This is a genomic window from Amycolatopsis sp. VS8301801F10 (assembly GCF_046195355.1).
GTDB lineage: Bacteria > Actinomycetota > Actinomycetes > Mycobacteriales > Pseudonocardiaceae > Amycolatopsis.
In genome coordinates, this window is the sequence record NZ_CP176065.1 from 3,827,460 (window position 1) to 3,851,178 (window position 23,719).

The window sequence follows — 23,719 nt, forward strand, 5'->3', positions numbered from 1 at the left end:
GCCGCCCCACCGGCCGCGCCCCGGAACGAACCGCAGCCAACCGTCGGGACCGACCCCACGGCACAGCCCACCCTCCACGAAGTCGCATCACCCGAGGTCCGCCAGCAGGCCCATCTCCGCGATCACCGCGCGCGCCGCCCGCAGGGTCGGCACCGCCTGCACCGCTCCGCTGCCCTCGCCCAGTCGCAAGCCCAGGTCCAGGATCGGCGTCAACCCCAGCGCCTTCAAAGCAAACGCTTGCGCCGGCTCCGTCGAACGGTGCCCGGCCAGCCACCACTGCTCCGCCCCGGGTGCGATGTCCCGGGCCGCCAACGCCGCCGTCGCGGAGAAGATTCCGTCCAGCAGCACCGGGATTCCCCGGGAGGCCGCTTCCACCAGAAAACCGGCCGTCGCGGCGAGGCAGGCGCTGCCCAGGGCCGTCAGGCGGTCGAAGGGGTCGGCCACGGGGCGGCGCGCCAGGGCAGCGGCGACGACGGCCGTCTTGCGTTCCAGTGCCTCTCCGGACACCCCGGTTCCGGTGCCCACGACCTCGGCCGCGGGAAGGCCCAGGGTCGAAGCCACCACTGCGGCGCACACGGTCGTGTTGCCGATGCCCATGTCGCCGGGGATGAGAACGTCCGCAGTGGACTCCGAAGCGGCGATGGCGCGGCCCGCCTCGAAAGCCGCGCGTGCTTCGCCGGGGGCCAAAGCGTCCTCGACATCGATCGCGCCCGAGCCGCGGCGGATTTTGTGGGCGGTGACTTCCGCGGGAACGTCCGCGGCGTCCCAATCCACCGCGATGTCGGCTACTCGCACCGAAGCCCCGACTTGCGCGGCCAGCACCGTCACCCCGCTGCGTCCGGCCAGGAACACGCGCACCATCGCCGCCGTGACTTCGCGCGGGTAGGCCGACTGCGCCGACACCCCGTGGTCGCCGGCGAAGACGACCACGCGGACGTCGTCCAGCGGGCGCGGCGGGACCGTCCCGTGCGCCGCGCTCAGCCAGGCCGCCAGTTCCTCCAGCCTTCCGAGCGAGCCGACCGGTTTGACCAGGCCGTCCAGGCGCGCCAAGGCGGCGGCGCGGGCGGCGGCGTCCGGGGCGGGGATGGCGAAACTCGGCACGGCTGGCTCCTCACGGAAGGTCGAGCGCCCGCCCGGCGACGATGAGCGACACCCGGTCGCTGTCGGCGGACACCCGGTTGTTGAGTGCGCCCAGCACATCACGGAACAGCCGCCCGGACACCGTTGCGGGCACCACACCGCTGCCGACCTCGTTGCTGACCGCGACGATCGGCACCCGGGCCTCGCTCCACGCGGCGAGGAAATCCTCGAGCCGGTCGTCCAGCCTGCGCTCCCAGCCCGTTCTGCCCGACCACGCGCCGACCTCGTCGAGCACCCGCGACAGCCAGGTGCCGAGACAGTCGATCAGGAGCGGGCTCGTCGCGTTGCGCAGCACGGTCGCCAGGTCGGTGGTCTCGACCGTCGTCCAGTGCCGCGGGCGGCGGGCCCGGTGCGCCTCGACGCGGGCGGCCCATTCCGGGTCTTCCGCCGACGGGGGCAGCCCGGGAGCGACGTAGACGAGGTGGGGGTGGTGCGCGACGAGCCGCTCCGCGTGCCTCGACTTGCCCGAGCGAACCCCGCCGAGAACGAGCACCTTGCCGTCGTCGCGTCCGTACCGGCGGAGGGCCTGCGCCAGGGTTTCGAGAGACCCGGCGAGCCGGTGCGTCAGCTTGGTCATACCCGGCATTCTCTCCCGCGCGCTACGGTTCGCCACGTGCCACTCCGACAATCCGCCGCCGCGGCCGGGCTGATCGCCGGATACGCCGCCGACGCGTGGTTCGGCGACCCTCGCCGGGGACATCCGGTCGCGGTCTTCGGCACCGCCGCTGGCCAGCTGGAACGCTGGTGGTGGGCCGATTCCAAGCCGCGCGGGGCGGCCTACGCGGCGGTCTGCGCGGGGTCTGCCGCCGGGCTCGGGATCCTCGCGGAGAAGGCGGCCAGGAACCGGCCGGTCGCCCGATTTGTCCTGATCGCGACGGCGACGTGGGCCGTCCTCGGCGGCCGCGGGCTCGCTGCGGAGGGGCGCGAAATGGCGCGATTGCTCGAATCGGGTGAATTGCCCGCCGCCCGGCAGCGGCTCAGCCACCTCTGCGCGCGCGACGCGACCGGTCTCGACGCGGTCGAGCTGACCCGCGCGGCCACCGAATCGATCGCGGAGAACACCTCCGACGCCGTCGTCGCACCGCTGCTGTGGGGCGCGGTCGCGGGCGTGCCGGGGCTGCTCGGGTACCGCGCGGTGAACACGCTCGACGCGATGGTCGGCTACCGCTCGCTGCGGCACCGCAACTTCGGCTGGTTCGCCGCACGCACCGACGACTGGGCCAATCTGGTGCCCGCCCGGATCGGCGCGGTGCTGACCGCGGTGACCGCACCGCTCGCCGGCGGGCACGCGCGGTCGGCTTGGCGGGCTTGGCGACGCGACGGCAGCGCGCACCCGAGTCCGAACGCAGGCCAGGTCGAGGCCGCGTTCGCCGGGGCACTGGACATTCGGCTCGGCGGCACGAATACCTATCACGGCGAGGTCGAGCGCCGGAGCACGCTGGGCGACGGACGGCCGCCGCGGGCGAGCGATCTGCGCCGGGCGGTGCGGTTGTCGCGGCTGGTCGGGGCGGCGGCGTTGGCGGTCGCGGCAGGGATCGCGGCGGCCGGAGCGGTCGCGGGAAGGGCTACGGTGGCGCGATGAGCGGGCTGTTGATCGCCGGAACCACGTCGGACGCGGGGAAAAGCCTGGTCACCGCAGGAATCTGCCGGTGGTTCGCGCGGCGCGGAGTGCGGGTCGCCCCGTTCAAGGCGCAGAACATGTCGAACAACTCCATGGTCTGCGCGGACGGCGCCGAGATCGGTCGCGCGCAGTGGCTGCAGGCGCGGGCCGCGCGGGTCGAACCGGAAGCGGCGATGAATCCCGTGCTGCTCAAGCCGGGCAGCGACCGGCGCAGTCACGTGATCGCGCTCGGCAAGCCGTACGGCACGCTCGAAGCCGGGGAGTACGCCACCGGCCGGGCCGGGCTCGCCGAGATCGCTTTCGGCGCGTTTGCCGAGTTGCGGCAACGGTTCGACCTCGTCGTCTGCGAGGGCGCGGGCAGCCCGGCGGAGATCAACCTGCGTTCCGGCGACTACGTGAACATGGGCCTGGCCCGGCGGTTTTCGCTGCCGGTGCTGGTCGTCGGCGACATCGACCGCGGCGGCGTGCTGGCGGCGATGTTCGGCACGCTCGCGCTGCTGTCGGCCGAGGACCAGGCGCTGGTCGCGGGGTGGCTGGTGAACAAATTCCGCGGTGACGTCGGGTTGCTGCGGCCGGGGCTGAACAGCCTGGAGAAGGTCACCGGGCGGCCGGTGCTCGGCGTGCTGCCGTGGCTGGACCGCGTGTGGATCGACTCCGAAGACGCCCTCGCCGCGGCCGGCTGGCGGCACGAAGCCGCCCAACGCGGGTTGCGGGTCGCGGTCGTCCGGTTCCCGCGCGCCTCCAACGCTACCGACGTGGACGCGCTCGCGGCGGAGCCTGGCGTGACGGTGAGCCTGACCGCCGATCCGGATGCCGTCGCGGCGGCGGACCTCGTCGTGCTGCCGGGTTCTCGGGCCACTGTGGACGATCTGAAGTGGTTGCGTGCCAGGGGGTTGGCGGACGCGGTGACCGCACGGGCCGCCGCGGGGCGTCCGGTGCTGGGGATCTGCGGCGGGTACCAGATGCTCGCGGAGTCCATTGAGGACGAGGTCGAATCCGGCGCCGGGTTCGTCGAGGGCTTGGGGCTCTTGCCGACCCGCGTGACGTTCTCCAAGGAGAAGGTGCTGGGCCGTCCGGTCGGCGAATGGCGGGGGCATCGGGTGGAGGCGTACGAAATCCACCACGGCAGCGCCGCCCCGGCGGACGCGGAGTCGTTTTTGGACGGTTACCGCGTCGGTTCGGTCTGGGGCACGACCTGGCACGGCGCGCTGGAGAACGACGGGTTCCGCCGTGCGTGGCTCGCCGAAGCGGCGGCGCAGGCCGGGGTCGAATGGCGGGCGGCCGAGGGTGCGCCGGGCTTCGCGGAATTGCGCGAGGACATGCTGGACCGGCTGGCCGACGCGATCCAGTCCGAAGTGGACACCGGGATGCTGGTGGCGCTGGCGGAGGCGGGAGCGCCGGGCGGGTTGCCGGTTGTTCCGCCGGGGGCGCCCTGAGGTTCAGGCGAGCCCGGCGTCGTGCACCAGGATCGCGACCTGGGTCCGGTTCGCTGCTTCGGTCTTGGCCATGATCCGTCCCAAGTGGACCTTCACGGTCGCCTCGCTGAGCCCGAGTTCGCGGGCGATCTCGGCGTTGCTCGACCCCTGTCCGACGGCCACCGCGACCTCGCGTTCGCGCGGCGTCAGCGGTTCGAGCCGGGCGCGGGCGGGCGTCGGGGTGGCGGCGGTGGCGAAATGCGCCAGCAGCCGCCGCGTGATCGACGGCGACAGCATCGCCTCGCCGCGGCCCACCACGTGCATCGCCTTGACCAGCTCGCGCGGCGGCGTGTCCTTCAGCAGGAAACCCGTGGCACCGTGGCGAAGCGCTTCGTGCACGTACTCGTCCAGGTCGAACGTCGTCAGCACGACCACCGCGGGCGGGTCCGGTTCGGCGGTCACCAGCCGGGTCACCTCGAGGCCGTCGACCTCGGGCATCTGCACGTCGGTGAGCACGAGGTCGGGCCGGTGCTCGCGGACGAGCGCGAGGACTCCGCGACCGTCCCCGGCCTCCGCGACCACCTCGATTCCCGGATCGGACTCCAGGATCATCCGGATGCCGCTGCGCACCAGCACTTCGTCGTCGAGGAGCAGGATTTTCAGCATGGTTCCTCCGTTCGCAGGGGGAAGGCGGCCCGCACCCGGTAGCTGCCCGCGCCGTCCGGACCGGCGCTGAGGGTTCCGCCGGTCAGCGTGGCCCGTTCGCGCATGCCGAGCACCCCGTAGCCCGCGCCGGGGAGCCCGGCCGAACCGGCGAGCGGGTTGGCCACTTCGACGACGAGCTCGTTGTCCGAAGTGGACAGTCGGACGTCGATGGGCGTTCCCGGCGCGTGTTTCGCGGCGTTGGTGAGGGCCTCCTGCACGATCCGGTACGCCGCGCGCCCGACCGGGTCGGGCACGTCCGGCATCGGGTCCGGCAGGCTGGCTCGCACCTGCGCGCCGGCGGCGGCGAGGTCGTCGGCGAGCCGGCGGACGCCGCCGAGCGTCGGGTCCGGCAGCGAGCCGGGGTCCGGGCCGTCGTCGCGGAGCACCCGCAGGATGTCGCGCAATTCGTTGAGCGCGGCGGAACTCGATTCGCGGATCACCTCGGCGAGCCGCGCGGTCTCGTCGTCCTTGGCCCGCACGGAAAGCGCGCCCGCCTGCAGCGCGACGATGCTGACGCGGTGCGCGACGACGTCGTGCATCTCGCGCGCGATCCGCCGCCGCTCGGCCGCCACGGCTCGCTCGCCGAGCAGGTCGCGTTCGCGTTCGGCCTGCTCAGCACGGTCGCGCAGGGCCGCGAGCAAGTCCGCGCGCTGGTGCATCCACAGCCCGGCCAGCACCGGGACCACGACCTCGAGCACGAGGGCGAGCCCGAACGTCTTCCAGTCCGGTGGGCTCGACGGCCGGATGAACGACACCACCAGCCCGGTTTCCGCCAGCACGGCGACCGCGGTCGGCCAGCGGAGCCCGCGCAGCGAAGCGACCGTGTAGAGGGTGACCGAGGTGCCCCACAGCGGCGGCGTGACCAGCGCGACGCCGACCGAGACCAGCATCGCGGACAACGGGAACCGGCGGCGCAGCAGCACCGCCAGCACCATCACCGCGACCGCGATCGGCCAGAACCACGCGCGGCCCGCGTCCGGCGGCTCGCCGGCCAGCGTCAGGCCGAGCACGGCGAGTGCGGCGGCCAGGTCGATCAGGTGGTTGCGCACCCGGCCACCGTAAGCCCTGCCCGAAATTCCCCCGATGGGCGTCCGGGAGGGAAAATCAGCGGTCGGCGAACCCGGCGATCGACGCGAGCAGATCGTCCACATGGGACTCGAACCCGGGCTGGGGCGGCTCCGGGCACCCGGGGAGTTCGGTGCTGCCGGGCACGAGCCGCAGCAGGGCGTCGACGGTGCGGCGCTGGTGGACCGGATTGTCCGGGACGGACGGGAGCACGCCGACCGTCACGGCGAGCGCGGCCAGTTCGGCGTCGGCGACGCCGCGCAGGGTCTCGCCCTGAAGCAGTGCGCGCGGGACCCCGGCCACCCCGGCGCCGGCGGTGGCGGGCCAAGCCAGCAGAAGCCGGTCGACCCGCCGCGGGAAGTCCAGCGCGAGCCGGACGGCCGCGGAGCACCCGTTGGAACCGGCGACGACCACGACCGGCCGCTCGGGCAGGAAAGCGGCGAGATGCGCGGCTTCGGCGGGCCAGTCCGGCGCCCGGCGGAGACGGTCGGGGACCAGCACGGTGCGGCCGTCCCGGCGGAGACCGCCGGTGACGCCCGGGCGCGTCCAGAACCGGTCGGCGTCCATGTCGTCCCCCAGTCCGCCGTGGACCAGGAGAAGCGTGCTCGGCATAACGCGCTCCAGTTGCCGTAGGACCTGCCCGGGGTATTCTGCCGGACGTTGCGAAAGCCCAGCCCAGGAGCGCCGACTATGTCCTACGCCGTCGATTTCACCACCGTGTCGACCGTCGGCCTGGAGTCTTCTCCGGTCGCGGACGCGCTCGCCGGGCTCCGGGCGAACGAGGCGCGCTACTTCAAGAACAAGTACGACCACGTCTTCACCGTCGAACCCGCGGCCGAGGTCCCGGAGGTCGTCGACTGGGTGCACCGGATCCTCCGGGAAGAACGCGATCTCGTCATTTCCTCGCGGCCGCTGGAGGCGACCGAATTCGAGGTCGACGGCATCCGGATGGCTTACGTTTTCTACGAGAGCGGGCTGTCGGTCAACGTCATGTACACCCTCGAGGACGGCGGCAAGCGGGCCGTCGGGTTCAAGCTCTCCGACGGGATGGACGTCCCCGAGGAACTGGCCGACAAGTTCAAGTTCGCCCGCCAAAAGTCGAAGCTCGCCGGGACGATCCGCGGGTCCTACTTCGTGATCAAGAACGAGTACTGACCCGCAGCGCGGCGGCGCGCAAGCACAGCAGCAGCGGGAGGGAACTGTCGTCGCGCAGCCGGGGCGGCAATGCGTTCGCTTCGATCAGCGGCACTCCGTCGGCCAGTTCTCGGCCTAGCGCGGCCAGATCGAGTTCCAGGACGGTGACTCCGGCGCTGTAGAGCCGTTCCGCGCCCTTCGCCCGGCGGCTGGTGAGTTCAGTGCTGTCGACGGACAGCCGCGTGATGCCGAAGAACTCCGGTTTCGCGCCGCGTTCGAGCCAGCGCGCGAAGCCGGTCAACCGCGTCTCGGCGATCTCGCCGGGCCGGACGGCTGCCTCCTCGCACAGTTCCCGTTCCATTCCGGCGCACACCGCGGTGTGCAGGTTCCGGCGGGTTCCGCCTTGCGGCGTAAGGAGATCCCGGGGTTCCAGGCTGCCGCTTCCGGACGGGGCGAGCAGCAGGCCGCTGGCCGAGTTCCGGGCCGACTGGCGGACGACGACGAGCAGCCCGTCCGAGGTGAACGCGATCGTGGACACGCCGACGAGATCGGCGAGCGTGCTCGCGGCGAGGGTGCGCAGCGCTCCGGACGAGTCGGTCAGCTCCTCGCGGCGCAGGTCGTACTCCCGGCCGTCGGAGGCGTTCGTGATGCGCAACGACGCGAGTTCGTTGCTGCAGACCGCGTCGAAGAACCGGGCGCGATGGAACACGATCGGCGCCGGGCGGGCTCCGGCGGCGGGGAGCGGTTCGCCGCGCATGCCGACGATCGGCCCGTTGAACAGCAACCTCCCGCGAGCCCGCAACGGCAGCACGTGCGGCGCGGTGGCCTTGAGCTTCGCGGGCAGCCGGTAGGGATCCTCGGCGACGGTGATGCTGAAGGTGGTTTCGGCGAGCGTCGCGTCGATGGCGTCGCTGACCAATGCCGTGCCGCGAGCGGGAATCGCCAGGTACTGCGCGTCGGGATAGGCGTGCGGCGGGGGAGTCTCGGCAATCGGGAACGGCGCGGCGATCGCGGTGAATTCGTAACCGGACCAGCGTTTCCTCAGTAACCGGATGTCTCGCCCGAGGGTGACCAGGCCCAGCAGGAGCGCGACGATCGACACGACGACGCCGAACGCGCTCGGCAGGATCGTGACGGCGCCGAGCACCACCCCGAGCGCGGACACGGCGACCGGCCATTCCCCGGCACCGACGAAGAAGAGATAGTCGGCCGTGGCCCGGGCCCGGCGGGTCAGTTTTCCCATCGCCGCACTGTTTTAGCACGGATCGGGGCACCGGGGCACCGGGTTTGCCGGATCGGGATCGGGCCGGTGGCTGCGCGACGATCTGGCGGTAAAGCATCAGTGATGCCTGCGTTGTCGCACCGGCAGCGCATATCCGGGTAAACCCGTTGCGCCGCAACGAAAACTTCTCCCTGAGTACCCCTCATTCGGCCAACGCGCCGCGAAACTCCCGCAATCCCTCGATCAACGCCAGAATCGACGGCCGGGCGTAGTGGTCCCGCCGCCAGCCCGCGTACAGCGGCACGGTCAGCCGTCCGTCGGGGGTTTCGATCGGGATGGCGCGCAGGCCGAACCGGACCAGGTCGGTCACCAGGCAGACCTCGCCGCGGCGCGGCGTTGCTGCGGTTCATCACCAGCAACGGCTCGGTCGCGAGTTCGGCCAGCGGAATCGACTCCGCCTCATGCCAGCGGTGGTCCGGCCGGACCTGCGCACTCGACGGCGGCTACGTCAACTCGAAAGACGCCACGCTCGTGGGCTAGGCCCGCGAGGAGGAGAACATCGAGATCGTGGCGGTGTCCAGGAACGCGGATGTGACAGGGTTCCAGGTGCTGCCCCGCCGGTGGAACGAACCTTCGGCTGGCTGACGAGGCGGGAGACGCTTGATCCGCGACTGCGAACGAAAACCGCTCACGCCGAAGCCATGATCGCAGTTCGCGGATGATCCGGTTGCCCCATCGAAACCGAAGCAGCCCGCCGCCTAGCGGAAGACAGCAACGACTAACCACCCAGGTTCCGCAACACCCGCTGAGGGTTCCCCTCACGAACCTTCACTAAAAAGGACGGGTGCGACCCCGTTGTCGCACCCGCCCGACAGCCGGGGCTAGCGCGGCGGCAGTGACGCGTTAACCCCGAAACCGAACGGAGCAGGCGCGGCGGCGTTGACGCGCCCGCTCCGAGTCTTCAGGAGATCGGCCGGTCCGTCGGCGCGATCGGGGCCGGGAGCACGTTCCGGCCGGTCAGGAAGGCGTCCACGCCTGCCGCGCACGAGCGGCCTTCCGCGATCGCCCACACGATCAGCGACTGGCCGCGGCCCATGTCGCCCGCCACGAACACATTGTCCACAGTGGTCCGGAAGTTTTTGTCCCGCACGACGTTGCCGCGCTGGTCCAGTTCCACGCCGAGGTCGGTCAGCAGGCCCTCGCGCTGCGGGCCGAGGAAGCCCATCGCCAGCAGCACCAGCTGTGCGGGCAGCTCGGTTTCGGTGCCCTCGACGGGGACGAACTTGCCGTCCTCGTTGCGCACCTCCACCAGTTTCAGCGCACGCACCCGGCCGTTCTCGTCGGCCAGGAACTCCTGGGTGTTGACCGAGTACAGCCGCTCGCCGCCCTCCTCGTGCGCGGAAGTGACCCGGTAGATCATCGGGTACATCGGCCACGGATGCGCCTCCGACCGCGACTCCGGCGGCTTCGGCATGATCTCCAGCTGGGTCACCGACTTCGCGCCCTGGCGGTGCGACGTGCCGACGCAGTCCGCGCCGGTGTCGCCGCCGCCGATGACCACGACGTCGAGGCCCTTGGCCGAGTACGGCGACTCCTCGAGCTCGCCGGAAGCGACCCGGTTGGCCGGCGGCAGGAACTCCATCGCCTGGTAGATGCCCTCGGCCGAACGGCCCTCGATCGGCAGGTCGCGCCACGCCGTCGCGCCGCCCGCGAGCACCACCGCGTCGTGGTTGCTCTTGAGCTCCTCGACGGTGACGTCCACGCCGACGTTCACCGACGTCCGGAATTCCGTGCCCTCGGCCCGCATCTGGTCGAGGCGGCGGTCGAGGCGGAATTTCTCCATCTTGAACTCGGGGATGCCGTACCGCAGCAGGCCGCCGATCTTGTCCGCCCGCTCGTAGACCACGACGGTGTGGCCCGCGCGGGTCAGCTGCTGCGCCGCGGCCAGCCCGGACGGGCCGGACCCGACGACCGCGACCTTCTTGCCTGTCTTCGCGACCGGGACCTGCGGCGTGACCCAGCCCTCCTCGAAGGCGCGGTCGATGATCGAGATCTCGACCCGCTTGATCGACACCGGGTCGTCGTTGATGCCGAGCACGCACGCGGTTTCGCACGGCGCCGGGCACAGCGTGCCGGTGAACTCCGGGAAGTTGTTCGTGGCGTGCAGCCGTTCCGCGGCCAGCTGCCAGTCCTCCCGCCACACCAGCGTGTTCCACTCCGGGATCAGGTTCCCGAGCGGACAGCCCTGGTGACAGAACGGGATGCCGCAGTCCATGCACCGCCCGGCCTGCTTCTCCAGCTTGGTCGTCGCGAAGTCCTCGTAGACCTCTCGCCAGTCCATCAGCCGCAGGTCCACCGGACGCCGCTTCGGTTCCTCGCGCGTGGTGGTCAGAAAGCCCTTGGGGTCAGCCATGTGCGGCCTCCATGATCGCCTCGTTCACGTCCCGGCCGTCGCGTTCGGCCGCCACCTGAGCGGCGAGCACGCGCTTGTAGTCCTTCGGCATGACCTTGCCGAACCGGTCGACCGCACTGTCCCAGTCCGCCAGCAAGGCCCGCGCGACGGCGGATTCCGTTTCGTTGTAGTGCTTTTCGATGGTTTCGCGGAGGAAGTCCACGTCCGCGGTGTCGAGCGGGTCGATGTCGACCATCTCCGGGTTGACCCGGTGCGCGGGCAGGTCCAGCACGTACGCCACCCCGCCGGACATGCCGGCCGCGAAGTTGCGGCCGATCCGGCCCAGCACGACCATCCGGCCGCCGGTCATGTACTCGCCGCCGTGGTCGCCCACGCCCTCGACGACCGCCAGCGCGCCCGAGTTGCGCACGCAGAACCGCTCGCCCACCTGGCCGCGGATGAAGATCTCGCCGCTCGTGGCCCCGTACGCGATCACGTTGCCCGCGATGATGTGGTCCTCGGCGACGATCGGCGATTCCTTCGGCGGCCGCACGATGATCCGCCCGCCGGACAGGCCCTTGCCGACGTAGTCGTTGCCGTCGCCGTAGAGCCGCAGCGTGATGCCCTTCGGCACGAACGCGCCGAACGACTGGCCCGCGGTGCCGGTGAAGGTGACGTCGATGGTGTCGTCGGGAAGCCCTTCGCCGCCCCACTTCTTCGTCAGCTCCGAGCCGAGCATGGTGCCGACGGTGCGGTTCACGTTGCGCACCGGCAGTTCCAGCCGCACCTTGTCGCCGGCGGCCAGCGCGCCCTCGGCGAGCTGGATCAGCGTGTTGTCGAGCGCCTTGTCCAGCCCGTGGTCCTGCTGGACGGTCTGGTGCCGCGACGCGCGCGGCGGCAGCTCGGGCACGTGGAAGATCGGCGACAGGTCGAGCCCGGCGGCCTTCCAGTGGTCCACCGCCTTGCGCTTGTCGAGCAGCTCGGCGTGGCCGACGGCCTCCTCGACGGACCGGAAACCCAGCTCCGCCAGGTACTCCCGGACCTCCTGGGCGATGAACTCGAAGAAGTTCACCACGTAGTCCGCCTTGCCGCTGAACTTCGCGCGCAGCTTCGGGTTCTGCGTCGCGACGCCGACCGGACAGGTGTCGAGGTGGCACACGCGCATCATGATGCAGCCGGACACCACCAGCGGCGCGGTCGCGAACCCGAACTCCTCGGCGCCGAGCAGCATCGCGATCATCACGTCGCGGCCGGTCTTGAGCTGGCCGTCGGTCTGCACCACGATCCGGTCGCGCAGCCGGTTGGCCAGCAGCGTCTGCTGCGTTTCGGCCAGGCCCAGCTCCCACGGTCCGCCCGCGTGCTTGATCGAGGACAGCGGCGAGGCTCCGGTGCCGCCGTCGTGGCCGGAAATGAGCACGACGTCCGCGTGCGCCTTGGACACGCCCGCGGCGACCGTGCCGACGCCCACCTCGGACACGAGCTTCACGTGGATGCGCGCGTCCGGGTTGGCGTTCTTGAGGTCGTGGATCAGCTGCGCCAGGTCCTCGATGGAGTAGATGTCGTGGTGCGGCGGCGGGGAGATCAGCCCGACGCCCGGCGTGGAGTGCCGCGTCTTCGCGATCCACGGGTACACCTTGCCGCCGGGCAGCTGCCCGCCCTCGCCGGGCTTCGCGCCCTGCGCCATCTTGATCTGGATGTCGTCGGAGTTCACCAGGTATTCGCTGGTGACGCCGAACCGGCCGCTGGCGACCTGCTTGACCGCGCTGCGGCGCTCCGGGTCGTACAGCCGCTCCGGGTCCTCGCCGCCCTCGCCGGTGTTCGACTTGCCGCCGAGGCGGTTCATCGCGATCGCCAGCGTCTGGTGCATTTCCATCGAGATCGAGCCGTACGAGATGGCCCCGGTGGCGAACCGCTTCACGATCTCCGAAACCGGCTCGACCTCCTCGATCGGCACCGGCGGGCGCTCGCCGTACTTGAAGTCGAACAGCCCGCGCAGCGTCAGCAGCTTCTCGGCCTGGTCGTTGACCGCCTTCGTGTACTCCTTGAAGATCTCGTACTTTCCGGTGCGCGTGGAGTGCTGCAGCTTGAACACCGTCTGCGGGTTGAACAGGTGCGGCTCGCCTTCGCGCCGCCACTGGTAGTCCGCGCCGGTCTCCAGCTCGCGGTGGCTCGCCCGGACGCCGTCGACCGGGAAGGCCCGCACGTGCCGCTGCGCGACCTCCTCGGCGAGCGTGTCGAAGCCGACGCCGCCGAGGCGAGAAGTGGTTCCGGTGAAACAGGTGTCGATCACCTCGGCGCCAAGGCCGACCGCCTCGAAGATCTGCGCGCCGGTGTAGGAGGCCACAGTGGACACGCCCATCTTGGACATGGTCTTGCGGACGCCCTTGCCGAGCGCCTTGATCAGGTTCGCGGTGGCCTGCTTGGGAGTCACGCCCGGGATGAGGCCCCGGTGCGCCATCTCCTCGACCGTCGCCATCGCCAGGTACGGGTTCACCGCGGCCACGCCGTAGCCGATCAGCAGCGCGATGTGGTGCACCTCGCGCGCGTCGCCGGCCTCGACGATGAGGCCGACCTGCGTGCGCGTCTTCTCCCGCACCAGGTGGTGGTGCACCGCGCCGGTGAGCAGCAGCGACGGGATCGGCGCGTGGTCGGCGTCGACCCCGCGGTCGGACAGCACGATCAGCCGCGCGCCGTCCTCGATCGCCTCGGACACCTCGGCGCGGATCTCGTCGAGCCGCTGCACCAGCGCGTCGCCGCCGCCGTTGACCTTGTACCGGCCCATCACGGTGACCGCCTGGAACTCCGGCAGGTCGCCGTCGTCGTTGACGTGCACCAGTTTCGCGAGCTGGTCGTTGTCCAGCACCGGGAACGGCAGCACGATCCGGCGGCAGGACGACGCGTCCGCGGTCAGCAGGTTCGGCTCCGCGCCGATCTGCGTGCCGAGCGCGGTCACCAGCTCCTCGCGGATCGCGTCCAGCGGCGGGTTGGTGACCTGGGCGAACAGCTGGATGAAGTAGTCGAACAACGGCCGCGAACCAGACGATAGGGACGCGATCGGCGAATCGTTGCCCATCGACCCGATCGGCTCCGCGCCGGTGCGGGCCATCGGCTCGAGGATGGTCTCCAGCTCTTCCTCGGTGTAGCCGAACGCCTGCTGCCTGCGCACGAGCGCGGCGTGCAGCGGGACCTCGCGGTCGCGCTCGGGCAGGTCCTCCAGGCGGAGCAGCCCGGCGTCGACCCATTCGTCGTACGGGTGCTCGGACGCGAGCTGGCCCTTGATCTCCTCGTCCTCGACGATCCGGCCGGCGACGGTGTCCACGAGGAACATCCGGCCCGGCTCCAGCCGTCCCTTGCGGACGATCTTGGACTGGTCCAGCTCCAGCACGCCGACCTCGCTGGCGAGCACCACGAGCCCGTCGTCGGTGACCCAGTAGCGGCCCGGGCGCAGGCCGTTGCGGTCGAGCACCGCGCCGATCTGCGCGCCGTCGGTGAACGCCACCAGCGCCGGGCCGTCCCACGGCTCCATCAGCGTGGAGTGGAATTCGTAGAACGCGCGGCGCGCGGGGTCCATTTCCTGATGGTTCTCCCACGCCTCCGGGATCATCATCAGCACCGCGTGCGGCAGCGACCGGCCGCCGAGGTGGAGCAGCTCCAGCACCTCGTCGAACGACGCCGAGTCGCTCGCGCCGCGCGTGATGACCGGGTAGATCCGCTTGAGGTCGCCCGGGATCAGGTCGGTTTCCAGCAGCGCCTCGCGGGCGTCCATCCAGTTGCGGTTGCCCTTGAGCGTGTTGATCTCGCCGTTGTGCGCCACGTAGCGGTACGGGTGCGCGAGCGGCCACGACGGGAAAGTGTTGGTGGAGAAGCGGGAGTGCACCAGGCCGATGGCGCTCGTCACGCGCTCGTCGGCGAGGTCGAGGAAGAACTTCTCGACCTGCGGCTCGGTCAGCATTCCCTTGTAGACGATGGTGCGCGAGGAGAGCGACGGGAAGTACACGTCGTCCTCGACCAGTTCGTGTTCGACGCGCTTGCGCACGCAGAAGGCGGCGCGTTCGAGCGCGAGACCGTCGAGATTGTTCTTGCGCCCGGCCAGGAACAGCTGGGTGAAGTGCGGCATGGTCTGCGCCGCGGTCGGACCGCAGTGCGCGGTGTCGACCGGCAGCTCGCGCCAGCCCACCACGCGCATGTCCTCCTCGGCGGCGATCCGCTCGATGGTGGTCATGGCGCGGCCGCGGCGCTTTTCGTCCTTCGGCAGGAACGCGGTGCCGACGGCGTAGCTGCCCTCCGGGGGCAGTTCGAACCCGGCGACCTCGCGGTAGAACGCGTCCGGCACCTGGATCAGCAGGCCCGCGCCGTCCCCGGTGTCCGGTTCCGCCCCGCGTGCCCCGCGATGTTCCAGGTTCTTCAGCGCGACAAGGGCTTTCGCCACGATCTGATGGTCTCGGCGACCGGTCAGGTCCGCGACGAACGCCACCCCGCAGGCATCGTGCTCGTAAGCGGGGTCGTAGAGGCCTTCTGTGGCCGGGGTGCTCGAACGGTGGGTCACGGCTGGCCGCCTCCCAAGGCGTTGGCGCGGTTTCTTTCACTCCGAAGGGGGGTTCAGCACTGAACCGGTTAACGAAGTGGTCCGAAACCGCGATGGTCAGTCGAGAAGGGAAACCATCCGGTGCCTCCGCTGTCGCGAGGCGCGGCACTGCGTCGCGATGCGTGGCTGACCGCGGCCGGTCGACGACCGGGCCGGGTGCCGGATGGTTTGTCACCGCACGGCGATGGGCGGCGGAAATGTTCTGCACGTCGCTGTACAGGCGCACGCGCCGGGGTCGGTCAGCCTGTGTGGTGGGGGCCGGCCGGGCGCGTGGTGGTGACTCCCGGGTTCGCCGGGTCTTATGACGATAGTGTGAATTCGCTGTGATCGACATACGTCATCGCGCTCTCGTGGGAAAGACCACGCATACGTTGACGGCCTCCGGGGTACTCCCATATGCCGGGCCGTCTCTCCCGCCACGCGGTCAGCGAGGGCGCTGACCTGCGCAAACCTACCTGCCCTCCCGGTGTCAACCCCGCGCTGGAGACTGGTTGACTGGGGGTCGTGAGGGGGAGCGCCGATGACTGATCGTTATCTGTCCGTGGCAGAGGCCGGGCTGCACGAGATTGAAATACGGCGTTCACGATTCCGGTGCGCGCTCGCGCCGGTCGACGGCGAAGCGGCCGCGCGGGAGCTCATCGCGGCCCGCCGGCGCGCGGAACCCGCGGCGCGGCACCACTGTCACGCGTTCGTCCTCGGCCCGGACGGCCGCACCCAGCGGTCGAGCGACGACGGCGAGCCCGCCGGGACGGCCGGGGTGCCGATGCTGGAGGTCTTGCGCCGCCGCGAAGTCACGGACACGGTCGCGGTGGTGTCGCGGCATTTCGGCGGGGTGCTGCTGGGCGCGGGCGGGTTGATCCGGGCGTACGGGCAAGCGGTGTCGGAAGCGCTCGACGCGGTAGGCCTGGTGGAGTACCGGCGGTTGCGGCTGTTCGACGTAACCATGGACTACGCCCGCGCGGGCCGCTTCGAGAACGACCTCCGCGCCTCGCCGTACGTGCTGCACGAGACGCGCTTTGAGGCCGCGGCGCACTTCGAGGTCGGACTCTCGCCCGGAGAGGAAGACCGATTCAGCAGCTGGCTGGCCGACCTCACCGGGGGCGAGGCGGTCGCGACCGAACTGGGGGAGGAGTGGGTGCGCGGGTAGCCGCGCGCCCGGCTCGGCCCCGGAAGGTCAAGCCGCGACGGGCTTTCCGTCCAGTGCGCGCACTCCGGCCTCGGTGAGCACCGCCGGCACCCGCTCGCCGCACGCTCCGTCCTCGGCGGGCTCGATCAGCCCCTTGCGCACGAGGTCGCGCACGGTCCCCTGGTCGCAGCAGCTCAGCCCGTCGACGAACAAGTCCGGTTCACAGCTGCAGCTGATCTCCGCGTGCCCCTCGGCCACGGCACGCAGGGTTGCCCGCTCCCGATAGTTCAACTCGGCAGTCACGGCGGTCCTCCTTCTGTCCCGGCCCCTGGGTACCCCGGGAACGGTTCCAGTGTCCGTCGCGATCGCCGGGTTGTCGCGTATTTCACTCCTTTTTACGGGGGCATGTCGCGGGGTAGTCCGGGGGTACCCCTCATCCGCGCCGCCATGCGTCGGCCCAGGGATACGAAAGTAGGTTCCTTCGGCGCTGGGAGACGAACAGGCCGACCCCGTGCACGAAGTCGGCAGCCGGGTCGCGCGCGGAGTGCAAAGTGGACAGCGCCTCGCCGAGTTTCGGGGCCAGCGCGAGGTGTCCGCTGTGGACAGTTCCGGCCAGCCGTCGGGCACGACGCCTGGGGCCGGACTGTGCGGTGCCGGCACCCGCGCGGACGCAGCGAATTACTTGCTGCGTTCCAGCAGCGTGCGCACGGCCGGGCCGATGAGCCGCTCGATCTCGTCGGCGGGCGCGGTGGCGAGCGGTTCCTTGCGGGTGACGGAGCGGACCAGGCCGATGCCGAGCAGCCAGGCCATCGCGAGGTCGGCGCGCAGTTCGGCGTCCGGCTGGTCGGTGAGCCCGGACAGCGCGCGGGTGTATTCGGCGTCGAGCTGTGCGCGCAGGGCCTCGTCGGCGCGATCGGTGCCGGAGGACCGCAGGTAGGTCTCGATCGAGCGGGACGCCGAATCGTCGCCTTCGAGGAGGCTCCGCAGCGCCGCGGAGAACAGCCGCTCGGGCGGGGTCGTCTCGACCTGGGTCAGGCCGCCGCGCGCCATCACGTGCTCGAACAACGCGTCCTTGCTGCCGAAGTACCGGAACAGCAGCGCCTGGTTGACGCCCGCGCGGTTCGCGATGTCGCGCACCGTGGTGCGGTCGAAGCCGCGGTCGGCGAACAGCTCGGCCGCGGCGTCCAGCAGCGCGGCCTTGGTCGCCGTCGCGTCGCGTTTGCGCGAAGGCTGGTCCGCGTCCATCGGTTCCCCCTGCGGTGCGCTGGTGTGCGCGACGAGGTTAACCCGACCGGCCGCGGACCGGCCGGGCGAACTACGCGGACCAGGCGACCGGCAGCTCCTCGGGGCCGTAGACGAGCGTGTTGTGCTTGAAGGACAAAGCTTCCTTCGGCACCGCCAGCCGCAGGTCCGGCACGCGGCGGAACAACCCGGTCAGCGCTTCCTGCATTTCGACCCGCGCGAGCTGCTGGCCGACGCACTGGTGCGCGCCGAACCCGAAGGCGACGTGCGTGCGCGGCGATTCGCGGGCGAAGTCCAGCCGGTCGGCGTGCGGATAGCGGTCCTCGTCGCGGTTGGCCGAGTTCAGCGCGGCGATCAGCCAGTCGCCCGGGGCGATCGTCTGGCCGCCGATCTTCACCTCTTCGGTGGCGTAGCGCAGCACGCCGAACTGCACGACCGACAGATACCGCAGCAGTTCCTCGACCGCGCGCGGCGGGTCGGCGAGGGCTTGCGCGCGCTGCTCCGGGTGTTCCAGCAGCAGGAGCGTGCTGAGCGCGATCATGTTGGCGGTGGTTTCGTGCCCGGCTACCAGCAGGCTGAGGCCGAGCATGATCAGCTCTTCCAGGTCGAGCGCTCTCCCGGAGGCCTCGGCCCGGACGATGAGCTTGCTGAACAGGTCGTCCTGCGGGTCCTGTTGCTTGTCGGCGAACAGTGTGCCCAGGTAACCGGTGAGTTCGTGGTAGGCCCGGTCCGTGGTGTCCTCGTCCTGGTCGGTGCTGACCAGGACGCTGCTCTGGCGCTGGAACAGCTCGCGGTCGGCGTACGGGACGCCCAGCAGTTCGCAGATCGCCAGCGAGGGGATCGGGAGCGCGAAGTCCTGGACCAGGTCGGCGCGGCCGGGTTGGGCGAGCATGGCGTCGAGGTGCTTCTCGACCTGCTCGCGGACGTAGTCGCGCAGCCGCTCCACCCGCCGGACGGTGAACTCGGCGACGACCATCTTGCGCAGCCGGGCATGCTCCGCGCCGTCGAGCTGGATGATCGAACCCGGGTCGACCTCGCCGTAGGGGTCCAGATCGGCCTTGACGTGCACCGACGACGCTCCGCGCGAGCTGAGCGCCGGGTCGGCGAGCACGGCGCGGACGTCGTCGTAGCGGGTGACCAGCCAGGTGTCGAACCCGGCCGGGCAGCGGACCCGCGACACCGGCGCGGTCTCCCGCAACGAGGCGTACTCGGCGGGCGGATCGAACGGGCAGCCGGCGGGACGGGTGGTCGGGAGGGCCGGGTTCTCGGACGGGACGGGCATGCGGATGGCGCCTTTCCTCCGACGGTGCGGGCATCTTCCACTCTGGAGCCGCCCGCCCGGCCGCGGGGCGATCGACCGCGATAGGCGACGGAAGGGCCACAGCTTTGCCCGATCCGCCTCGCTGTGGTTAGGCCGGTTCGGTGCTCGGCTGGTCGGCGAATCGGCGGGCGACCCGTTCTGCTCCCGCCCGGGCCCAGCCGGTAGTGGCGAGGACGGCGAGCGCGATGATCACCATGGTGCCTCCGGCAACGGTCCACCAGGCGGTGGCGTAGCCGGTGAGCGGAGTGGCTGCCGCGGCGAGAATCGTGCCCGCGACGGCGACGCCGAGGGTCTGTCCGACCTGCCGCGACGTGGACGCGGCCGCGGCGGCGACTCCGGCCTGGGACCGGGGCATGCCGCTGACCGCGGCGTTGGTGATCGGCGGGTTCAGCAGGCCGAAGCCCAGCCCGAACCCGCCGTACGCGGTCGCGAGCAGCCACAGCGGCGTGGTCGCCGACGCGGTGGTCAGCAAGATGGCAACTGCGGTCATTGAGATCCCAGCGGCCAGCAGTGGAATCCGCGCGCCGCGAGTGGCGACGAGGCGGCCAGCCAGCGGCGCGGCGAGGGTCACGGCTGCCGCGGTCGGCAGCAGCATCAGGCCGGATTGCAGTGCCGACAGCCCGCGCACCTCCTGCAGGTACAGCGGCGTCAGGAACAGGAACGTGCCGAACGCGGCGAGTCCGCACACCGCGCTGATCGTGGCCGAGGAGAACGGCATGCTGCGGAAGAAACGCAGTTCGACCAGCGGTTCCCGGCGGCGGAGTTCCCAGCGGATCAGCGCGAGCAGCGCGACGGCCCCGAGCCCCGCGAGGCTGACGATCACCGGCGAGCCCCAGCCGAGTCGCTGGCCTTCGATCGCCGCGGTCACCACCGAACCGAGCAGCACCACGACCAGTGCCTGTCCGGCTGGATCCGGCCGGCGCGGGTGCGGCGCCCGCGATTCCGGCACGTAGCGCGCGGTCAAGGCGAGCGCCGCGACGACCACCGGGACGTTGACCCAGAAAATCGCCCGCCAGCCGATGCTTTCGGCGAGCACGCCGCCCAGCACCGGGCCGGCGCCCAGCGAAATCCCGACGATCGAGCCCCACCCGCCGATCGCCCGCGCGCGCTCGCCCGGGTCGGCGAAGACGTTCGTGATGATCGACATCGCCACCGGGTTCAGCATCGCGCCGCCGAGCGCCTGCACGATCCGCGCGGCGACCAGCCAGCCGATCGACGGGGCGAGACCGCACAGCAGCGAGCCGAGTCCGAAAAGGACCAACCCGGCCAGGAAGGTCCGCTTGCGCCCCAAGCGGTCCCCGGTGGCCCCGGCGAGCATCAGGAAGCAGGCGAGCACGAGCGGGTAGGAGTCGACTGTCCATTGCAGACCGTTGATCGACGCGTCGAGGTCGGTGCGGATGACCGGGAGCGCGACGTTGACGATGGCGACGTCCATCGCGACGACGAGGATGCTGGAGCAAAGGATCGCGAGAATCCCGAAACGGCCGCGCGCGGTGTCGGCTCCCATTCAGCTCGCCTGGACTTCCTCGCCCGCGGTCCACACTTCGTCGGCGTAACCGTCTGGGCGGACGCGGACGGCGGCCAAGCCGTGCCAGTCTCGGGTCGAGCGCACGACGTTCTCTTGGCCCGGAACAGTGGCGGTGCCGAAGGTGACGAGAGTGAACCGGTCTTGCCGCAGCGCACGATGGAGGGTGCGGCCGTCGGCGAGCGGGAGGTTGGGCACGCGACGGCCCACGAGACCGCCGTCCTCGGCGTAGGAAACGTCCAAACCGGACAGCCAGCCGCGCAGTTCGTCCGCCGTGTCGCCGCCCCGGCCGATGAGGTCGGACATCAAGTCCCGCAACGCTTTTCCGCCCGGGGTGAAGGTCACCATGAGCGCGGCCTGGGCGAGGGTGTTCGCCGCGAGCCGGACCGCGATGGGGCGGCGTTCGGCGTCGTAGGACTGCGGGCCGTCGATGATCCGCCGCGGCGCGCGGCCCCGCACTTCCGCGGCGAGCTTCCACGCGAGGTTCGCCGCGTCCTGCACGCCGACGTTGAGCCCTTGTCCGCCCGCCGGGAGATGGACGTGCGCGGCGTCGCCGGCGAGGAACACCCGGCCGGCGCGGTACTGCTCAACGTGCCGCGTGGTGTCGCCGGTCCGCGAGGACCAGATCACCTCGGTGATGCCGAGATCGTCGCCGGCGAGCCGCGTGAGCCTCGCGCGCAGCTCGGCTTCGTCCGGGGCGTGCGCCTGGCGGCGGGCGGCTTCTTCCGGGGTGAGGCCGGTGTCGCCGGGTTCGTGGCCGAAGACGCGGTAAATGCCGCCGGGCAGCGGAAGCGCGCTGTACGAACCGCGTTCGTAATCCCAGTTGTGCGGCTGCGCCGGAGGGCGTTCCAGCCGGACGTCGGCGAGGAATCCCATGGTGGACGCGGGATTTCCGGGGAAGGCGAGGCCGAGCGCGTGCCGGGTCGCGCTGTGCGCGCCGTCCGCGCCGATCACGTAACCGGCCCGGCGGGTGTCGCCGGTGTCCGAGACGATGGTGACGCCTTGCCCGTCCTGCGTCAGGTCGGCGAGTTTCCACCCGGGCTCGATCGCGACGCCCCGCTCGGCGAGATGCTCGGCCAGCAGCCGTTCGGTTTCCGGCTGCGGCAGCAAAAGCACGAACGGGAACGAGGTGTCGAGCCCGCGGTAGTCCAACCGGTTGGGCAGAGCCGCGAAATGCGCGGCGGGCACCGGGTTCCCGGCGGCGACCAGGCGCGCGGCCAGCGAGCCCTGCTCGTCCGGGATCGAGTCGAAAAGCTCGAGGGTGCGCGGGTGGATCGTCGTCGCCCTCGATTGCCCCGCGCGGTCCGGATTCGCTTCGAAGACCCGGACCGCGACGCCGGCCTGGTGCAGGAACGCGGCCGCGGCCATGCCCACCGGCCCGGCTCCGATCACTGCGACCTCGATGTCCATGTTTCCCCCTAGCTGCGCTGTTCGGCTGGCGAACTGTCTTGACGTCAAGGTATTCTCTCACTGTCTTGATGTCGAGAGAAAGGGCTGTGCCGGTGACCACTCCGCCCCGGGACGCGGTCGACGACCTGGTGGACGCCGTCCGGCGCGGGGGCGGCGACGAGAGCGCGCTGGGCGCGAAGTCGCTGTCCTACCGGCTGCGGCGGGTCGCGCACCAGCTGGAACTGGCCATGCGCCGCGAGTTGTCCGCGCACGGCATCGAGCTGTGGGAACTGGAAATGCTCGCCGCGCTCAAGCGCGCGCCCGGGCACCGGCTGACGCCCGGCCAGGTGATGGCCGCGGTCGAGCTGACGTCGGGTTCGGTCACGCACCGGATCACCCGGCTGGAGGCGCGCGGCTGGGTCCGCCGCGACAAGGACCCGGGCGACCGGCGTTCGGTGCTGGTGACCCTCACCGAGGAGGGCAAACGGCAGGCGCTCGCGTCGTTCGAAATCAAAACGGAGATCGAACGCGAACTCGCGAAGGCGCTCGACCCGGAAACCATCGACGTGGTGAACGACGCGCTGCGCCGGGTCTCGCGCCACCTCAAGGGAAAGGACGGGCAATGAAACGGGAAACCCTCGGCGCGGCGGCCGTCGTCGCGGGCCTGGCCGCCGCCGCGCCGTCGGTGTGGCAGACGGTCACGCACATCACCGATCCGAGCTACCGCGCCCCCGAGGTCCGGCACGGCGAAGGTCACGTGCAGTACCACATGGCGCGCGAGGCCCTGATCACCGCGGGCGCATTCGGCGCCGTGGGCACCGGGTTGGCGGCGGGCCGGGACCGTTCGCCGGCGTTGTGGCGGGCAATGGCTTGCGCCGCAGGGGGTTTCGTGGCGGCGATGTGGTCCGGCGGTCCGGCGACGGGGGTGTGGGCGCCGAACCGGAAGGCGCTGGCGATTCATGTGGCGTCGACGGGTGCGTTGTCGGTGGGGGTGGCGTTGCTGCGGCCTCGGCGGCGTTAGAGGAAGATCCGGGCGTTCTGCAACCAGGTTTTCGCGTCGTCGCCGATCGCGGCCAGGCCGGTTTCGTCCAAGGTGCGGCGCTGCGTGATGCGGAGGCAGAAATCCCTGGCGCTGCCCCGGATTCGCTGCGCCGCGTCGTCCGGGCCCCACCCCCAGACCGCACCGTCGGGACCGGTCAGTTCGACCCGGATCGGTTCGGTCGGCAGCGGCAGCTGGGCGGCGTAGAACGAAAGCCCGCGTGCGGCCACGCCCAGTGCGGCGATGTGCTTGAGCCGGTCCGTCGGACGGTGCTCGACGCCCACGGTGTCGAAGATGTCTTGGCCGTGCGCCCACGTTTCCATCAGCCGAAGCGCCACCGCGAGCGTCGCCGAGGACTGCGAGCCATACCACGGGAACGCCTGGTCCAACGGGATTTCGCCGAGCACCGCCGCCGCTTCGGCACGTCCGGCGCGCCAGTCGGCCAGCAACTCCGCACGCGGGCGGGCGGCTCCCTCGGCCGCGACCGCGTCGGCGTCTTCCTCCAGCGCGGCGGCGAACTTCTCCGGCGCGCGGACGGCGAGGACGACGTTCGCGTCGGTTGCCGCCAGATGCGCGATCTGGTGGCCGATCGTCCACCCCTCGGCCGGGGTCGGTCTCGACCAATCGGATTCCGCGGACACCACCGCGTCGAGGTCGTCGCCCTCCGCGAGCAGGTCCGGCAAGGCGACTTCGCGGGCTATTCCGGACAAATCCAGGCCGTAGTCCAGCATGCGGTCCACGCTATCGGCCCCGGGTGCTTTCGGTCGCCGGGAAATGGCGGAAGCTCCTGGCGGATTG

General features: G+C 71.1%; 21 protein-coding genes and 1 pseudogene. 7 read left to right on the forward strand and 15 right to left on the reverse strand.

Features of this window, described 5'->3' with window-relative positions; translation table 11 throughout:
• Positions 1–87 precede the first annotated feature (87 nt).
• Positions 88–1,101, reverse strand: a complete 1,014-nt coding sequence (gene cobT, locus F9C11_RS18105; protein ID WP_409186045.1) for a nicotinate-nucleotide--dimethylbenzimidazole phosphoribosyltransferase — start codon at positions 1,099–1,101, stop codon at positions 88–90.
• Between the two features lie 10 nt (positions 1,102–1,111).
• Positions 1,112–1,717, reverse strand: coding sequence for a bifunctional adenosylcobinamide kinase/adenosylcobinamide-phosphate guanylyltransferase (locus F9C11_RS18110; RefSeq protein WP_409186046.1), 606 nt, complete (start codon positions 1,715–1,717; stop codon positions 1,112–1,114).
• Positions 1,718–1,753: 36 nt separating this feature from the next.
• On the opposite strand from F9C11_RS18110, the gene F9C11_RS18115 reads away from it, so the two are divergent.
• Positions 1,754–2,722, forward strand: a complete 969-nt coding sequence (locus F9C11_RS18115) for a cobalamin biosynthesis protein (protein ID WP_409186047.1) — start codon at positions 1,754–1,756, stop codon at positions 2,720–2,722.
• Positions 2,719–4,197 (forward strand): cobyric acid synthase, encoded by a 1,479-nt coding sequence (locus F9C11_RS18120; RefSeq protein ID WP_409186048.1) that lies wholly within the window; start codon positions 2,719–2,721, stop codon positions 4,195–4,197. Before F9C11_RS18115 ends, F9C11_RS18120 begins: the two co-directional genes overlap by 4 nt.
• A 3-nt stretch (positions 4,198–4,200) precedes the next feature.
• Here the strand turns inward: F9C11_RS18120 and F9C11_RS18125 are convergent, their stop codons facing one another.
• Genes F9C11_RS18125 through F9C11_RS18135 form a run of 3 tightly spaced genes read right to left on the reverse strand, consistent with a single transcriptional unit; the run spans position 4,201 to position 6,558 of the window.
• Positions 4,201–4,842, reverse strand: coding sequence for a response regulator (locus tag F9C11_RS18125; protein ID WP_409186049.1), 642 nt, complete (start codon positions 4,840–4,842; stop codon positions 4,201–4,203).
• Positions 4,836–5,930 (reverse strand): sensor histidine kinase, encoded by a 1,095-nt coding sequence (locus F9C11_RS18130; protein ID WP_409186050.1) that lies wholly within the window; start codon positions 5,928–5,930, stop codon positions 4,836–4,838. The genes F9C11_RS18125 and F9C11_RS18130 overlap by 7 nt, the downstream gene beginning before the upstream one ends.
• A gap of 55 nt (positions 5,931–5,985) precedes the next feature.
• Positions 5,986–6,558: an alpha/beta fold hydrolase gene (locus tag F9C11_RS18135; RefSeq protein WP_409186051.1), complete on the reverse strand. Its 573-nt coding sequence runs from the start codon at positions 6,556–6,558 to the stop codon at positions 5,986–5,988.
• 78 nt (positions 6,559–6,636) lie between these two features.
• Here F9C11_RS18135 and F9C11_RS18140 point away from each other — a divergent pair, with 78 nt between their 5' ends.
• Positions 6,637–7,101, forward strand: a complete 465-nt coding sequence (locus F9C11_RS18140) for a phage tail protein (RefSeq protein ID WP_409186052.1) — start codon at positions 6,637–6,639, stop codon at positions 7,099–7,101.
• Here F9C11_RS18140 and F9C11_RS18145 read toward each other — a convergent pair.
• Together F9C11_RS18145 and F9C11_RS18150 are read right to left on the reverse strand one after the other, a co-directional pair.
• Entirely contained in the window at positions 7,085–8,323 is a 1,239-nt protein-coding gene (locus F9C11_RS18145; RefSeq protein ID WP_409186053.1) for a hypothetical protein, read from the reverse strand. The two genes, F9C11_RS18140 and F9C11_RS18145, sit on opposite strands and share 17 nt — an antisense overlap.
• Positions 8,324–8,504: 181 nt before the next feature.
• On the reverse strand, positions 8,505–8,672 hold the full coding sequence (locus F9C11_RS18150) for a hypothetical protein (protein WP_409186054.1): 168 nt from the start codon (positions 8,670–8,672) through the stop codon (positions 8,505–8,507).
• A 122-nt stretch (positions 8,673–8,794) separates the two neighbouring features.
• On the opposite strand from F9C11_RS18150, the pseudogene F9C11_RS18155 reads away from it, so the two are divergent.
• A pseudogene (locus tag F9C11_RS18155) lies at positions 8,795–9,009 on the forward strand (IS5/IS1182 family transposase); the annotation flags it as partial.
• A gap of 254 nt (positions 9,010–9,263) precedes the next feature.
• On the opposite strand, the gene F9C11_RS18160 reads toward F9C11_RS18155, so the two are convergent.
• Both F9C11_RS18160 and gltB read right to left on the reverse strand, forming a co-directional pair.
• A complete protein-coding gene (locus F9C11_RS18160) occupies positions 9,264–10,715 on the reverse strand; it encodes a glutamate synthase subunit beta (protein ID WP_409186055.1) in 1,452 nt (483 codons plus the stop codon).
• Positions 10,708–15,240 carry a glutamate synthase large subunit gene (gltB, locus tag F9C11_RS18165; RefSeq protein ID WP_409186056.1) on the reverse strand — a complete coding sequence of 1,511 codons (4,533 nt, stop codon included), beginning with the start codon at positions 15,238–15,240 and terminating at the stop codon, positions 10,708–10,710. Before gltB ends, F9C11_RS18160 begins: the two co-directional genes overlap by 8 nt.
• Positions 15,241–15,799: 559 nt before the next feature.
• Between gltB and F9C11_RS18170 the strand changes: the two genes are divergently transcribed.
• Complete coding sequence (locus F9C11_RS18170) at positions 15,800–16,426, forward strand: YigZ family protein (protein ID WP_409186057.1); 627 nt, start codon at positions 15,800–15,802, stop codon at positions 16,424–16,426.
• Between the two features lie 27 nt (positions 16,427–16,453).
• Here F9C11_RS18170 and F9C11_RS18175 read toward each other — a convergent pair whose 3' ends face one another.
• From F9C11_RS18175 to F9C11_RS18195, 5 genes are all read right to left on the reverse strand, one after another.
• The gene (locus tag F9C11_RS18175; protein WP_409186058.1) at positions 16,454–16,708 is read right to left on the reverse strand and encodes a hypothetical protein; all 255 of its coding nucleotides are present in this window, start codon (positions 16,706–16,708) and stop codon (positions 16,454–16,456) included.
• Between the two features lie 375 nt (positions 16,709–17,083).
• Complete coding sequence (locus tag F9C11_RS18180; protein ID WP_409186059.1) at positions 17,084–17,650, reverse strand: TetR family transcriptional regulator; 567 nt, start codon at positions 17,648–17,650, stop codon at positions 17,084–17,086.
• A 70-nt stretch (positions 17,651–17,720) separates the two neighbouring features.
• A complete protein-coding gene (locus tag F9C11_RS18185; RefSeq protein ID WP_409186060.1) occupies positions 17,721–18,929 on the reverse strand; it encodes a cytochrome P450 in 1,209 nt (402 codons plus the stop codon).
• Positions 18,930–19,056: 127 nt separating this feature from the next.
• Entirely contained in the window at positions 19,057–20,475 is a 1,419-nt protein-coding gene (locus F9C11_RS18190; protein WP_409186061.1) for an MFS transporter, read from the reverse strand.
• Positions 20,476–21,951: an FAD-dependent monooxygenase gene (locus F9C11_RS18195; protein ID WP_409186062.1), complete on the reverse strand. Its 1,476-nt coding sequence runs from the start codon at positions 21,949–21,951 to the stop codon at positions 20,476–20,478. It abuts the gene before it with no gap.
• A 44-nt stretch (positions 21,952–21,995) separates the two neighbouring features.
• Here F9C11_RS18195 and F9C11_RS18200 point away from each other — a divergent pair, with 44 nt between their 5' ends.
• Both F9C11_RS18200 and F9C11_RS18205 read left to right on the forward strand, forming a co-directional pair.
• The gene (locus tag F9C11_RS18200; protein ID WP_409186063.1) at positions 21,996–22,508 is read left to right on the forward strand and encodes a MarR family winged helix-turn-helix transcriptional regulator; all 513 of its coding nucleotides are present in this window, start codon (positions 21,996–21,998) and stop codon (positions 22,506–22,508) included.
• Positions 22,505–22,903, forward strand: a complete 399-nt coding sequence (locus F9C11_RS18205; protein ID WP_409186064.1) for a hypothetical protein — start codon at positions 22,505–22,507, stop codon at positions 22,901–22,903. Before F9C11_RS18200 ends, F9C11_RS18205 begins: the two co-directional genes overlap by 4 nt.
• On the opposite strand, the gene F9C11_RS18210 is transcribed toward F9C11_RS18205, so the two are convergent.
• Positions 22,900–23,652 (reverse strand): maleylpyruvate isomerase family mycothiol-dependent enzyme, encoded by a 753-nt coding sequence (locus tag F9C11_RS18210; protein WP_409186065.1) that lies wholly within the window; start codon positions 23,650–23,652, stop codon positions 22,900–22,902. The genes F9C11_RS18205 and F9C11_RS18210 overlap by 4 nt on opposite strands.
• Positions 23,653–23,719 lie beyond the last annotated feature (67 nt).

What these genes read in the sequence shown, in the direction of transcription:
- F9C11_RS18125 (WP_409186049.1), bottom strand. Translation starts at nt 4,842, where the DNA reads ATGCTGAAAATCCTGCTCCTCGACGACGAAGTGCTGGTGCGCAGCGGC.
- F9C11_RS18145 (WP_409186053.1), bottom strand. Translation starts at nt 8,323, where the DNA reads ATGGGAAAACTGACCCGCCGGGCCCGGGCCACGGCCGACTATCTCTTC.
- F9C11_RS18180 (WP_409186059.1), bottom strand. Translation starts at nt 17,650, where the DNA reads ATGGACGCGGACCAGCCTTCGCGCAAACGCGACGCGACGGCGACCAAG.
- F9C11_RS18205 (WP_409186064.1), top strand. Translation starts at nt 22,505, where the DNA reads ATGAAACGGGAAACCCTCGGCGCGGCGGCCGTCGTCGCGGGCCTGGCC.
- F9C11_RS18110 (WP_409186046.1), bottom strand. Translation starts at nt 1,717, where the DNA reads ATGACCAAGCTGACGCACCGGCTCGCCGGGTCTCTCGAAACCCTGGCG.
- F9C11_RS18190 (WP_409186061.1), bottom strand. Translation starts at nt 20,475, where the DNA reads ATGGGAGCCGACACCGCGCGCGGCCGTTTCGGGATTCTCGCGATCCTT.
- F9C11_RS18210 (WP_409186065.1), bottom strand. Translation starts at nt 23,652, where the DNA reads ATGCTGGACTACGGCCTGGATTTGTCCGGAATAGCCCGCGAAGTCGCC.
- F9C11_RS18120 (WP_409186048.1), top strand. Translation starts at nt 2,719, where the DNA reads ATGAGCGGGCTGTTGATCGCCGGAACCACGTCGGACGCGGGGAAAAGC.
- F9C11_RS18160 (WP_409186055.1), bottom strand. Translation starts at nt 10,715, where the DNA reads ATGGCTGACCCCAAGGGCTTTCTGACCACCACGCGCGAGGAACCGAAG.
- F9C11_RS18185 (WP_409186060.1), bottom strand. Translation starts at nt 18,929, where the DNA reads ATGCCCGTCCCGTCCGAGAACCCGGCCCTCCCGACCACCCGTCCCGCC.
- F9C11_RS18135 (WP_409186051.1), bottom strand. Translation starts at nt 6,558, where the DNA reads ATGCCGAGCACGCTTCTCCTGGTCCACGGCGGACTGGGGGACGACATG.
- F9C11_RS18170 (WP_409186057.1), top strand. Translation starts at nt 15,800, where the DNA reads ATGACTGATCGTTATCTGTCCGTGGCAGAGGCCGGGCTGCACGAGATT.
- F9C11_RS18140 (WP_409186052.1), top strand. Translation starts at nt 6,637, where the DNA reads ATGTCCTACGCCGTCGATTTCACCACCGTGTCGACCGTCGGCCTGGAG.